The organism is Paenibacillus nuruki (genome assembly GCF_963311185.1).
Taxonomy (GTDB): Bacteria; Bacillota; Bacilli; order Paenibacillales; family Paenibacillaceae; genus Saccharibacillus; species Saccharibacillus nuruki.
On the sequence record NZ_OY725677.1, the window covers coordinates 4,015,788 to 4,030,275 of the forward strand.

10 protein-coding genes are annotated in these 14,488 nt (G+C 39.8%); 6 read left to right on the forward strand and 4 right to left on the reverse strand.

Annotated features, from left to right (window positions below; all coding sequences use genetic code 11):
- Positions 1–122: 122 nt before the first annotated feature.
- From RCP16_RS17780 to RCP16_RS17795, 4 genes are all read right to left on the reverse strand, one after another.
- Positions 123–1,406, reverse strand: coding sequence for an ABC transporter substrate-binding protein (locus RCP16_RS17780; protein WP_069329719.1), 1,284 nt, complete (start codon positions 1,404–1,406; stop codon positions 123–125).
- Between the two features lie 689 nt (positions 1,407–2,095).
- Positions 2,096–3,886: a cache domain-containing sensor histidine kinase gene (locus RCP16_RS17785; RefSeq protein ID WP_273592943.1), complete on the reverse strand. Its 1,791-nt coding sequence runs from the start codon at positions 3,884–3,886 to the stop codon at positions 2,096–2,098.
- Between the two features lie 686 nt (positions 3,887–4,572).
- On the reverse strand, positions 4,573–6,150 hold the full coding sequence (locus RCP16_RS17790) for a response regulator transcription factor (protein ID WP_273592942.1): 1,578 nt from the start codon (positions 6,148–6,150) through the stop codon (positions 4,573–4,575).
- Between the two features lie 287 nt (positions 6,151–6,437).
- Positions 6,438–7,076, reverse strand: coding sequence for a LysE family translocator (locus tag RCP16_RS17795; protein WP_308640961.1), 639 nt, complete (start codon positions 7,074–7,076; stop codon positions 6,438–6,440).
- Positions 7,077–7,226: 150 nt separating this feature from the next.
- Here RCP16_RS17795 and RCP16_RS17800 point away from each other — a divergent pair, with 150 nt between their 5' ends.
- The 6 genes from RCP16_RS17800 (at position 7,227) to RCP16_RS17825 (ending at position 14,486) form a co-directional block, all read left to right on the forward strand.
- Positions 7,227–7,775: a TetR/AcrR family transcriptional regulator gene (locus RCP16_RS17800; protein WP_371748123.1), complete on the forward strand. Its 549-nt coding sequence runs from the start codon at positions 7,227–7,229 to the stop codon at positions 7,773–7,775.
- Positions 7,776–7,943: 168 nt separating this feature from the next.
- Positions 7,944–9,077, forward strand: a complete 1,134-nt coding sequence (locus RCP16_RS17805; protein ID WP_308640962.1) for an MFS transporter — start codon at positions 7,944–7,946, stop codon at positions 9,075–9,077.
- A gap of 177 nt (positions 9,078–9,254) precedes the next feature.
- The gene (locus RCP16_RS17810) at positions 9,255–10,511 is read left to right on the forward strand and encodes a hypothetical protein (RefSeq protein ID WP_308640963.1); all 1,257 of its coding nucleotides are present in this window, start codon (positions 9,255–9,257) and stop codon (positions 10,509–10,511) included.
- Complete coding sequence (locus RCP16_RS17815; RefSeq protein WP_069329727.1) at positions 10,508–13,534, forward strand: DEAD/DEAH box helicase; 3,027 nt, start codon at positions 10,508–10,510, stop codon at positions 13,532–13,534. The genes RCP16_RS17810 and RCP16_RS17815 overlap by 4 nt, the downstream gene beginning before the upstream one ends.
- Before the next feature lie 73 nt (positions 13,535–13,607).
- Positions 13,608–13,925 (forward strand): hypothetical protein, encoded by a 318-nt coding sequence (locus RCP16_RS17820; protein ID WP_069329728.1) that lies wholly within the window; start codon positions 13,608–13,610, stop codon positions 13,923–13,925.
- A gap of 3 nt (positions 13,926–13,928) precedes the next feature.
- The gene (locus RCP16_RS17825; RefSeq protein WP_308640964.1) at positions 13,929–14,486 is read left to right on the forward strand and encodes a type II toxin-antitoxin system RelE family toxin; all 558 of its coding nucleotides are present in this window, start codon (positions 13,929–13,931) and stop codon (positions 14,484–14,486) included.
- The last annotated feature ends 2 nt before the right edge of the window (positions 14,487–14,488 follow it).

Sequence of the window (14,488 nt, forward strand, 5' to 3'; positions counted from 1 at the left end):
ACCTTGAACGGCAAAGCCCAAGGTTTCATTGCTGTTTCTATTGCCTTACGCCCAGCAAGCTTTCTCTATCCACTTTTTGAGCAGATCGGGTACAGTATGATTTTTTAATGAATCAAAATGTTTTATTTCAGTTGAGCTTCTGCTTGAGCTTGAACATCGTTCAATACAGAGTCAATGTCTTTACCAGCAAGGTAGTTCTGTACTTCTACAGCCATGATATCTTCGATAGCATACGTGTGTAGACCGTAGTTTACGTTAGGAACTTCTGTAGTCCATTTTGCAAAGTCAGCATAGATTTTTTGTCCGCCAAAGAAATCGTCTGCTTTGTCATAAGCTGAACCTGTAGAAGCTGCTTTGAACGTACCGATGATACCAATTTTGTTCAACATATCTTGGTACAATTCTTTATCAGAACCGAATGTTTCTTTCATGAAATCAGCAGCAGTATCTTGTCCGTCTACGTTCATGACATACCATGAGCTACCACCAATGTTAGATGCGTGAACAGAGTTTGGTGTGTTTTTCAATGTTGGGAATGGAACAACAGCCCATTTACCAGATTGAGAAGCTTCTGCTTTAACAGAAGGTGTGATCCAGTTACCTGTAGGAACAGATGCTACAGCACCACTGTTGAATGCAGCCAAGAATTGACTCCAGTCAGAGTTCGTTTTTACGATATTTGCATCAAACATTGCTTTGTAATCTTCCATAGCTTCTTTCAAAGCTGCGTTTCCTGCAATGTTAGGTGTTTTACCGTCTTCTTTAAGATACCAAGTACCTGCAGATTGGATCATTGCACGAATCAATCCCAAGTCATTTGGATCTTGAGTTAACATATCTTTACCAGTTTTAGCTTTTACTGCTTTACCGATTTCGATAAATTTATCCCAGTCGATATCTTGCATATCTTCAGGTGTGTAACCTGCTTCTTTAAGATAATCCGTTCTTACATACATACCAGTTACGCCGGAATCAAATGGAACACCATATTGTTTGCCGTTGTAGTTAGTAGGACCTGCTTTGTAATCTGCAAAGTCTGCTGATTTAATCGAATCAGACATATCACGGAATGAATCTGGATACGCTTGCAAGAAGTTTTGTGAACGGTAATCTTCGATCAACACAATGTTTGGAAGACCTTTAGTTGTACCAGAGTTCAAACCTGTGTTTAATTTTTGTACAATATCCGCTTGAGCGTTTTCAATGATGTTAATCGTAACATCAGGATGCTTAGCCATATATCTCTCTTTAGCTAAATTCAATGCTGCTATGTTAAATTTAGCGTCCCATGCCCATACTGTGATTTCTTTTTTAGCTGGATCAGAACTTGCACCGCTACCAGCATTACCGGAACATGCAGACAACATGAAAACGGTTGCTAGTAAAAGAAACATCATTTTTTTCATTTTTGTTCAACCCCTGTTCTTTTTTTGAAAGCGTTTACCATTTGGTATATTTATCTTAACACCTCTTGATTTGAAGACGGTATGACTATCTTTGTAAGGATTTGTGATTTTCTTATATTTCAAATTTTTGATAGCGTTATCATTAGTAATATATTTGGATAATGGTATAAAATGTAGATTAAAATAGGGTGGGATTAGTGAGTATGAGCGGAATTTAGGGAGACCGCTTCGGGGATCTATTTTTTCTTGCCGTCGCTGGTAAGATCGGATATTTTGATTTGACCGCAGGCGGTCGATATCCGAGTCTTAAAGGCTCCTTTCAGAAATAATAGATTCCCCTACGCTCTGTGCTGGTAGGGTTTTCGGTATGGGATAGCTTATTTAGAGCACCAATTTGAATGTTGGGGAGCGGGGGCAGGAAAGAATGAGGATTAGAATAGATTGGAGTGGCTTGGTGAATATATAGCTATCTTGAATTTGTGCCTACTATATATAGAAAGATCGAGTTAAGTTTATGGATTAAATACTTGGTGTTTTTAAAATAGGAATATTTATAGATTGTTTCATTATAAATAGAAGAAAGGTAGGCGCTTATTTCTAAGTGTCTACCTTTCTTCTATATACAAAAGACATCTCTTATACCGTTTAGAACACGGGATATGGTAGATGTCTTTTGTATTTTTTATAGGTTATTGTTGTTCTAAAATTAACGGCATGGTGATTTTGACTTTGGTGCCTTCGCCTTTGGTACTGGAAATGGTCACGCCGTATTGTTCGCCGTAGAGTAGTGTGATGCGGTTATGGACATTTTGGATGCCGATGCCGGTGAATAATTGACGTTTGCTTTTCGGATTCGGTAGTGGGTTCTGTTCGCCCACCTCAGAAAGACCGTCCATACCATCTCCATTGTCGACCACTTCGCAGGTCAGTACACCATCGGATTGAGACACCATAATATAGATGATACCGTTTTGTTTTTCATTAAACGCATGGAAAAACGCATTTTCGATAAACGGTTGAATAATCAATTTGGGCACATGGTATTCCAGACAATCTGGAGAAACGAAATAATTTACTTGTACGCGTTGTCCATACCGCACATGGTTGATAAATACGTAGTTTTTCATATTACCCAGCTCTTGTTCAATCGTGATCGTTTCACTGACATTACTGATTGTATTTTGCAATAATGAAATCAGTGCATTGATCGTCTCCGCAGCCGTTTCTTTGTTTCCTTTTTGCACCAGGATTTTGATCGAAGCAAGCGTATTATACAGGAAATGCGGATTGATCTGTCGTTGTAATGCAGCTAACTCTGCATTCCGTTGATCTTTTTGCGTCTGAATTAAACGTTCGATATAATCATTCAGTTCATCCAGCATATAGTTATACGCTCGACCTAACTCCTGAACTTCATAACTTCCACTCACTTGAATATAATTATCAAAATTCTTCTCCGTAATCGTAGACATCTGCTTCACCAGACGGGTCAATGATTGGGTCAATCGACGTGAAATTAAAAATACAATCAACAACGCTCCGCTGACAATCGCAATACAGATCAGTGCTACTGAACGCACATTGATAATCTGTCCAACAGCAAATTCCCGATCAACCAAATTAACCAGATAAAAATCATATTCAGGTACATAATTCGATAAAATAATATGATCTTTACCCATCACATCCGCATCCATATAATCCAGATGTTTTTTGTTAATCTGGGTCGCATAATTGAGGAGCTCCGGTGAAAAAGAACCAATCAGATCATCTCGATTACTCGATACAATCTGTCCACTCGCATTCAGAATCAGAACATCGTTGCCTGTACTGGTAAAATTACTATAAAAACGTTTGAATTCCCGCTCTTGAATGGCTATATAGATGGTTCCATACAGAAAGTTACTTGTACGCTCCATCAAAGCTTTGGAAGCAATAATGTAATGTTCTGCCGGCTGATCGATAGCTGTTGATTCTTCATCATACTGATACATCAGCCGTCTCGGTTCAGCGATCGTATTCTTAGTAATCATACTTTCAGACAACGTATGCATTGGAATAGGCCAGTATCCATAATCAGAAGCATAACTTCTGCCATTCACTCCTATGACCGTAACGCCTACTTCATAAGCGTCTACATTTGATTTAATCTGCTTCATCTGTTGACCCATACTGAAATAAGAACTACCTGTAGCGATCGAATCGCCTTCACCGCTCGTTAAAAAGCTTTTGACGGTAGCCGTCTGAGAGGCATGGCTAACTGCATTTACAATCGAATCGTTAAACGACTCAAAGCTTGTTTTAATCTGATTCAACACTTTCGAGTTGGTGATACTGAATGTCTCGGCAAATAGTCGCTCTGACATTCGAATCGTTACGAGCGAAGTCAACAAACAAACAGCAATGATACTGACCACCATAACAATAAACAATTTAAAAAACAGACCTTGCTGTTTGAAATTGTCGATACTTTTCTTCATACTCATTCCCTTTTCTTTAACCCATTCATTACATACTATAATAGTAAGATATTTTGCTACGCAAAAATCACTTTCTTATTGAACTGGGTCGCGCTTATATTGCCAAGCGCTTGATGTAAGATATTTTGCTACGCAAAAATCATTTTTTCATTGAACTGGGTCGCGCTTATATTGCCAAGCGCTTGATGTAAGATATTTTGCTACGCAAAAATCATTTTTTCATTGAACTGGGTCGCGCTTATATTGCCAAGCGCTTGATGTAAGATATTTTGCTACGCAAAAATCATTTTTTCATTGAACTGGGTCGCGCTTATATTGCCAAGCGCTTGATGTAAGATATTTTGCTACGCAAAAATCACTTTCTTATTAAACTGGGTCGCGCTTATGTTGCCAAGCGCTTGATGTAAGATATTTTGCTACGCAAAAATCACTTTCTTATTAAACTGGGTCGCGCTTATATTGCCAAGCGCTTGATGTAAGATATTTTGCTACGCAAAAATCACTTTCTTATTGAACTGGGTCGCGCTTATGTTGCCAAGCGCTTGATGTAAGATATTTTGCTACGCAAAAATCACTTTCTTATTAAACTGGGTCGCGCTTATATTGCCAAGCGCTTGATGTAAGATATTTTGCTACGCAAAAATCACTTTCTTATTGAACTGGGTCGCGCTTATATTGCCAAGCGCTTAACGCAAGTGTTTACGTCGGTATTGGCTTGGGGATAGTCCGGTTAGTTTTTTGAATACTTTGGTGAAATAACTAGGGTCGGAATAGCCTACTTTGCTACTGATATCTGCAATCGTGAACTCGTCTTCTTTTAACATGGCGGCGGCTTTTTCGACGCGGATTTTGTTCAAATACTCACTAAATCCTTCTTTATTATGCGTTGTGAAATAGCTGGATAAATAAGAAGGGTTAAAATGAAAATATTGGCCTAGCCCGGTCAGACTGAGCGACTCTGCAAAATGAATATCGATATACTCTAATAACTTTTTCATATTCGAGTTACTGTTCGGCTGTGTACGTGCTGCAATCTGCTGATCAACTACTAATAAAAAGCGGTTCAGCAAATCGATTGCTTCATTAATGTGCTCGGCTTCGTTAATCTGTTTGAAATAGTTATATTTCTCAGCATCCAGTTGTTCAACATCATAATCCAGATTACCAAGCAGTGTAATAATATTGAATACGACATTTCCTAGAAACGATTTCAACTCAAACGGAGTCGAGACATAGTTCCCCGACATCGCTGTGACATACTGGCGCAATTCTTGGAAAGCAAATTCAAAATGCTCTCGCTTCATCTCTTCAGCAAATTGCTTTAGGTTGAAAGCACCTTGTACTGCAACCGGTGGCGGAAGTTCAGATTCTAACATGAGTCTGCGATCCGGGAAATAAAAGCGATAGTCTAACAATTTCAAAATCTGTTGATGATACACCGGATCGATCTGCTCAAATGTATGAAAAGGACTACTCATCACCCAACCGATTTGTGGAGACTGAGCATGAATATCATCGGCTAATTGCTGAATAACGGTCACTAACGTTGAATATTGAGACTCTTCCAGATTCACCAGAAATACAATTAGACCGGAATCACTGACCGGTGCAGGTCGAAATACAATCGATGTCCCTAGCGATTCAAGCACCTCTGCCAGTCTCATTCCTAGAGTAGATAAGTGACTTTGTACAGCCGCAGACGTATGGTTGTTCGCAATATAACCGGAAGGCTGAACGCCGATCAGACAATAATGCTCATACGGGAAAGCTTGCTTGATCAGTTCTTGTCCATAATTCACTTCATATCCGGAGATCACTTTTTCTATAATATGATCAATCGACAATAACTCTTGATCATTATCTTCATTATATTGAAGAGAAGGAATACGACGTGCTGTCTTTTGTAGAACTTGCAACAACTCTTGCGTTTCTAACTTCGGCTTCAAAATATAATCAGCTACCCCACTTTGAAAAGTGGAACGTACGTAGCTAAATTCACCATAACTACTCAGTACAATGACTTCAATATGAGGATACCTTTGCTTCACAATTCGTGTGAATTCTTCGCCATCCATAATTGGCATGACGATATCGGTAATCACAATATGAGGTTGCAATTGATCTACCAGTTCGAGCGCTTCTTTTCCATTAGATGCTTCACCAACAATCTGAAATCCAAATTGTTCCCAGACCATATAGTGTTTAATTCCTTGTCTTACCAGAATTTCATCATCTACGATCAAAATTCTACACAGTTCTTTCATTATGACACTCCCTATATAACTCTACTGAAGACTACAAGAATCTTACAGAATACCATTTATGGTAGCGTTTTCAAACGTATAGTTTATTATTTATCTATTAGTATTTTTATGCTAACACAGAATAGAGAATCATGGGACAAAATATTTGAAGATGATAATGATCGCTAATCCTAGAACTCCTCTTCCAAATCATCAAAACAGCCTAACGTATTGGATGCACATTAGGCTGTTTCGGGAATTTCTGTATTGGATGATGTGAATTTCTTTTCAATACTGCTACATCCTATTTATTTGCGATCGAATGCCATTCTTGCTGCAAGTGCTGTTAGCACACTTCCCATGACCCAGCGCTGGATACTCATCCAAATCGGACGTTTACCGAACCATGATACCACTTGACTCGCTACCAGTATAATCAATAGATTAACGATAAAGCTGATGCTAATCTGAAGCAGACCTAGAGTGGCACTCTGCATCAATACCGATCCCCGTGCAGGATCTATAAATTGTGGTAACAATGATACATACAATACGGCTGCTTTGGGATTAAGTAAATTTGTCATAAAGCCCATTATAAATAGCTTTTTAGGCGATTCGATCGCTAATGATTGAGGTTCCAGTATATTGCGATCACTTCCACTTCCAGGACGAATCGCTTTCCACGCTAACCACAGCAAGTACACTGCTCCTGCCCATTTAATCATACTGTAGAGTATAGGAACTGTCAGAAATAACGCAGATAATCCCATCATGGTCGCTACAATATACACGACAAATGCGAGCATCACGCCGAACAAAGAAATCATGCCTGCTAACTTTCCTTGTGTTACCGAACGCGAAATCAAATAGATCATATTCGGTCCTGGCGCACATACCATCCCTAAAGCGACAGCGGCAAAAGCAATCATCGTTCCAAAACTAATCATGTCCGTCTCTCCTTTTTTTATAGTTTTGTATATGTAAGATTGTTATACAGTATACGCTTTTGTAGTCAATTCGTTAACCTTTATGTAAGTGGTTTGACAATATCCATCTTTTCCTTCACAATAAATATAATGATCGTTCTATATAAAGGAGTGTATCAATTGAGTAAAAAAAGAGAAACGTTACTGATTGTAGCTGAAAAGCTTTTTTATGAACATGGATTTCATGCGATTGGCCTGAAGCAGATTATTACAGAAGCAGATATTGCGATTATGACGCTCTACAACCATTTTGCTTCCAAAGATGAATTGATCGTAGAAGTGTTGAAGCGACGTGAGCAACAATATATGGAGTATCTGCATCGTTTTCTGACGGATGATCGTGAAGCTATTTTATTGAATTTGGCTAAAGGACATGCGCAACGTTTAATGGATATTCAATCACGTGGATGTATGTTTTTACGGGCAAAAGAAGAATTTGCTGGTGATCCAACGCATCCGGTTGTACAGACTGTGAATCGTCATAAAGAAAATGTGATGAAATTTATCGAGCAATTGGACTCTTCCCTGACTTCGCAACAAATTTTACAATTTTCGCTGTTGTTAGAAGGATCTACTGCTCTGGCTGAGACAGAAGATACAGCCACCGTATGCGCCCAATTAATTGATATGACCGAAAAACTATTTGTACGTGCGGCTTAAACAAGTAAGTATTCTGTTATAGCCATACTATTGGCACCCAAGATCAATCATTTCTATCGGTTCAAAAGTATATCTGATCGCAGTGAGTATATAGATACTCACTTTTTATTTAAGCAAAAGTATAATGATCGTTCTATATATTTATAATACATAAAGGAGTGTTACCCTATGAACGCTAAAAAAATTATATTTCCCGGTATAGCGATGATTGCTGTTTGCTACACATTAGGCAGATACAGCTTTGGACTATTTCTACCTGAGATTTCTGCTTCTCTTTCTTTATCCACTACTGATGCAGGCTGGATCAGTTCAGTGATGTATATTGCATATTGTCTGGCATTATTAACAGCACCCTTTCTTATTCACAAATGGGGACATTATCAGGTAATCCGCTTATCTGGAATCAGTGTAGTGGTTGGGATTGCCGGTGTGGCTTTGGCGCCAAATACATTAATATTAACGATCAGTCTGTTCTTTGCTGGATTAAGTACAGGTTGGATATCGCCTGCTCTAGGCAATGCGGCTTCTACTGAACTTCCTGTTGCCGATCGGGATCGTGGAAATGTTTGGATCAATAGTGGAACAAGCTTTGGGATGGTGTTATCCGGTCCCATCGCTTTATTATTTACCGAATACTGGCGCTTAAGTTATGGACTATTCGCTATCATTGCTCTGATCACCCTATATTGGAATAGCAAAAATATACCGCATCGGCATCCTATTACATCTGCTACGACTAAAGATCAGCACCAATTCCAATTATTTCAGCCACACAGTCTAGCATTGTGTGTAGGTTCATTACTTATTGGAAGCAGTTCTGCAATATATTGGACGTTCTCGCGTAGCTTTTTGACGGTAGAACAAGGATTATCTTATACGACAGCGATCTGGTTTTGGATTGTGATGGGGATATCAGGTATGATTGCCGGTAGTTCTGGAAAATGGATCAATCGGCTTGGACTTTCTGCTTCGTATCGTCTGGGTATGTTTATGATGAGTATTGGAATCATAGTCCTTATTATCCCGTCTGTTGGATTTAACTTTGCTTCAGCTATCTTATTTGGAATTTCGTTTATCTTTTTAAGCTGTATCTGTATTGTGTGGTCTACTCGTGTCTATACCAAGCAACCTTCTATGGGGATCAGCCTTTCTTTTTTGATGATTGGTGCAGGGCAATTTGTAGGTGCTTTGATCGCGGGGAATGTGATTGATCTATTTTCATATTCGGTAGGATTTGTGATCTTTGCCGGACTCGGACTGGTCGGGCTGTTGATTAAAATCAAAACAAATACGACTGCATAATCAATCTCTTTATAGGAGTAAATACTTTATTTCTATAGAAGCAACGCATAATATAAAGACACTGAATAGTGTCTTTTTTTGTTGTGCAAGTTCTAGTTAGACTGTCTAGCTTTCTCTAGATCATGGTATAATAAAGAGATTCGTGAATAGAGAACCACGCTTAGGAGAATAGAGAATATGACGTTGATATTGAATATAAAGCAAGATATAGATCGTTCCGTACAACAGTGGCATGAGCAGTTTGCTGAAAATATCGCTCCACTGGGACAAGGGATTCGGAATGTGCAATATACGACAGAAGCGCTCGCCCTTATTTTCCAAAAAGGGTTGCCGGATGATCCAATAGAACAGGCGTTATTTAAGCTGAATACCTATCTGTATATGCTACAGATTGTTGTCCAACCTGTTCAAAATAAACTGAGTCGCACGATGTCTTCACTTGGGTATCATACTCATCTGGCAGTAGCTGAATTGCAAAAATCTATCGAATCTCTTTTTGCAGAACCTCTTCCTCTCACATCTGTTACTTCTATAGAACAACGTGAATGGTTAAGCGGTACACTCTCTTATATTCGTGTCGAGATGCTTAGTGAATCACGCGATTCTTTTACCTTTTTCAATAGTTATATGCGGATATGGATCAACTGGATTTTGCCATTGCTCACTCATTCTGTTGCAGACGATACCGAACTAACACTACAAGCTGAAGTTAAGCTTCTCGAACAATTAGAACCACGTTCCGGCCATTCGGCGCTCAAGCAAGCATGGTGGCTAGCGCAAAGTTATATTCAGTTTGAACGTGGAGCAGAGCAGGATGAAGTATCTCTTGCTCTTATCCATACTGCTGCGACCAAGCAAGATTTCTATCCAGATCGTCTACCTGATTACTTGGAGCGTCTAACCGATCAAGCGAACTGGACACGATTAGCGTATTGGCTGACTGAACTTGCTGATGTATTACGCCAGCAACAATCTAATTTACAAGATTATGCACTTTATTGGGAACAAGTGATCACCCAACTACCAGAAGCTGAGCTTCAAATGTGGACAGCACTGGAAAAATTATTACCTGTCGGTGGACGCATTTACGAGCAAAAATTGTTATCGTACGGGAAATGGCAATTATGGATGGATTATCAGTTGTCTGCGGGTAATGATCCTGCCAATTATAAAGTCACCGAACTGCAACCACTCGAAAATAATGCACCAGAAATGTTACTTCCTTTTTACCATCAAGCGGTAGAACGACATATGGCGCACAAAAACAGACAGGGCTACAAAGCCGCTGTCAAATTACTCAAACGTCTAGCTAAATTATACAAAAAAATAAAGCAAGAACCACGTTGGAATGACTTTATCGAACAATTTGCTCAGCGAAATAGTCGTCTACGTGCGCTTCAAGAAGAATTGCGGAAAGGGAAGCTGATACCATGAGTCATTATCTTCAACACATCACTGTCCAAATGGGACTCAGCGAGTATGGCGATGCTCTAATCTATGGCTCCAAAGAAGCTTATGGATTCGTGCCTGCAACCTATCTCAAGCATCTGCTATTTGCATGGCATGAAGATTCCTTTTACGGAACAGAGCTAGAAGTAGAAGAAACACCTGAAGTGGAACTAATTGTGCTCCCTGCTGAACAGGTGATTCCGTATTTTGCATCGGCTCCTCTGCTTCATCATGTGCAGTGGAATTGGGAAGGCGAGACCGCTCAGATTCGGAAGTTGGCTCCCTATCTGGAACGTTGTCTGGATGAACGTAAATATCTTCCCAGTCTAGCTTCGTATCGGAAAGGGAAATTACAGTGGAGCTGGGATCAAGATGTGCTCTTAGAATGGGCGCAAGAAGACGGAGTCGAACGTGAGATACGATCTTTGCTCAAAAATGCGTCTCAACTCCAATTTGTACAAGGATTACAAGCGGCATTCTCCGCTACTGTGTTCCGACAATATTATAACAGCGAAGCAGAAGCCGCTGATCTAAGACGTGAATATCCGCAATTATTTGATCGCAATCAGAGTACAGCAGGGCTAGATGAAGAAACATGGCTGGTGTCGATCGGTTGGAAAAGTGATACAGCTCCTTTTCGCCCGGCACTTCAATTGCTGGAACCGGAAGATTCCAACAGTGGTTGGCGACTCCAATTTGTACTACAAGACAAAGCCGATGAAACGGTTCTTGTCCCTGTACAATTGGGAATTGACGGACATGTGACTGGTAAATGGCCTGAGCCATGGAATATTCATGTGCAAGATCGGGCTTCTGGCTGGCTCGAACATCTACGAGCCACTTTACCGCGAGCCCAATTCGCCGAAACGTCTGATATTTTACAGCGTCCGATGAACAATGAAACCGCATGGCGCTTTTTAACGACAGAAAGTAATCGACTGCTTCAAGCAGGTTGGTTAGTGTTACTTCCTGCATGGTGGGAAGCGGCAAGGCGCAAAAAGCCTAAATTACGTGCTAAAGTTAGCGAAGATAAAGAAAAACGGGACGGCAAATCCTTTTTCGGCTTAGATGCACTGATCGACTTTGATTGGCGGGTATCGATTGGAGATACAGATCTTTCGGAAGAAGAGTTTCTGGAACTAGCGGCTCGTAATGAACGATTGGTACTTTTCCGTGGACAATGGATTGCGCTTGATCCTGAGTTGTTGGAACAGATCCGGCGAGCGATGAACGGGATCGATAAGCGACGTGGATTATCTTTTCAAGATGTATTGCAACTTCATCTGATGCGCCAGCATCGTGCGGCTCAAGTTGCCGAAGAAGAAGCGGTTGAGGAAGAAAGTACACGTGTAGAACTGGAAGTCGAATTGAATGAACATCTGACTTCTTTAATCGAAAAGATCAATCAGCAAGTGGATCTTCCACTCACTCCGATTCCAGCAGGACTACAGGCGCAATTGCGTCCTTATCAGCATGAAGGATATTCATGGTTATCTTTTCTAAGAAAATTCGGTCTGGGTGCTTGTTTGGCAGATGATATGGGACTCGGTAAAACGGTGCAATTAATCACGTATTTACTGCATATTAAAGAACATGCAGAGATCGCTATTCATCAACTAGCCGAACAATTCCATCAGACCGAAGAAATGCAACAGATGCATCAAGAGACCATTTTCAGCCCGACTTCCCTTGTCATCTGTCCCACTTCTGTACTGGGGAACTGGCAAAAAGAAATCAGTCGCTTTGCACCTTCACTTACAGTAGCGCTCCATTATGGCAGTAAGCGCCGTTCAGGAGAAGAGTTCCAGCAGTTGATCGATCAAGCTGATGTTATTCTAACGTCATATGCAACAGCATCACTCGATCAAGAACTGCTTCAAAGTTATACATGGGCAACCATTTGTCTGGATGAAGCGCAAAATATTAAAAATGCACAAACAAGGCAATCGCAAACGGTTCGTAGTCTATCCGCTATGCATCGGGTTGCGCTAACTGGTACACCGATCGAAAATAGATTGGCTGAATTATGGTCGATATATGACTTTATTACGCCAGGTTACCTAGGAACCGCTAAAGGATTTCAAGAACGGTTTAGCAATGCGATTGAAAAAGATCATGATGAAGAACGAACATTACATTTACAGCGTCTGGTTAAGCCATTTATGTTACGTCGTACCAAAAAAGATCCTAATATTCAATTGAATTTGCCTGAGAAAAATGAAATGAAAACCTATATTCATCTTACAGCTGAACAAGGAGTACTGTATGATCAAGCAGTCAATAGCTTAATGCAACAAATGAACGATCTGGATGGCATTAAGCGTAAAGGTGCCATCCTGTCTGCACTCACTCAGCTCAAACAACTGTGTGACCATCCGATTCTTGTGACCAAAGAAGCGTTGCCTGAACCGGAAAAAGGCAAACGATTCAATACCGAAGCATGGGTCAGTCGGTCTGCCAAATTAGAGCGATTGCTGGCGATGGTCAAAGAATTACGTGAAGAAGGCGAACAATGTCTGATTTTCACCCAATATATTGGGATGGGTCAGCTGATGCAAAAGATTTTGGAAGAAGAGTTACAGGAAAATGTATTATATCTAAATGGAAGTACATCCAAAACAGCGCGTGATCGGATGATCGAGCAGTTCCAAGCACCTGCGGTAGAAGGCGATTCCACCAAGCCATCTGTGTTTATTTTATCGCTCAAAGCTGGTGGAGTCGGTCTAAATTTAACAGCTGCCAATCATGTGTTCCATGTGGATCGCTGGTGGAATCCTGCGGTCGAAAATCAAGCTACTGACCGTGCTTATCGTATGGGACAGACACGCGATGTCCAAGTGCACAAATTTATCTCACTCGGTACACTGGAAGAACGAATCGATGAAATGCTGGAAAGTAAGCAACAGCTAAGCGACAATGTGATTTCCAATTCAGAAGGCTGGATCACTGAACTATCTAACGATGCGTTAAAAGACTTATTTGCGTTACGTCGTGAATGGGCGGAATAATAAAGCATGACATTACACATGATTGTACGTATAATTAAACGTATAATCATGTGTTTTTGTTAGGAGGAAAATGATGGCTAAATTATTAGAGCCTCAAAAAGATGTATCTCTAGAACAGCCGATTCTTTTTGGACGAGATCAATTAGTAAATACAGCTACGATTTCACGTCAATTCAGCAAAGTTAAATTGTTAGCTAAAGTAAAACCTTTGTTTATCACAGACAATGGAAATGTAGATTCTGTACTTTTGAGCTACGAAGCGTACGAAGAAATGTATAATCGTATCCAATCGCTAGAGCAAGAAGTTCTAGATTATCGTGCAGAAGAAGCAACGGCTAAACCTGAATCTTCTGTAGACTGGCAGACCGTTCGACGCAGTTCTAAAGAATAAGCAATGGAAAAACGATTCTTAGTTCAATTTACCAAAAAATCTCTTAAAGAATATGAAGCCTTAGACGGATCAATTATAGAAGAAGTCAATACAGCTCTGGAATCGTTAGAACAAAGAGCAGATCAAGTAGGGAAACTACTAGGCAATAAAAGACAAATTCATCTAAAAGGTACTAAAGAAAAGAAATTAAGACGTTCTGGGGTACGTATTATTTATCAAATTACCGATCAATATGTAGATATTCTCGCTATTGTAAACATTCTTCTGATTGATTTTAAAAAGAATGATACAGAACTGTATATGGAAGCTGAAATTCGTTATCAAGAAACAAAAAATGCTATTGAACTACCTCAGAAAAACTCACCTTTCATTTGGAAGACAGATACAATTGCTAATCAAGATTTAGAACAAGATAGTATGATAGATAAGATATTTGATGACCATTTTGATGATTTAGAAGAATCTATTAAAAATCAAATTTTACATCATTTTTCTTATGGTGAAGTAGCAACAGCATATCAAATTTGGTACGAAGCTGTTCAAGATTTAAATAAAGAATAACT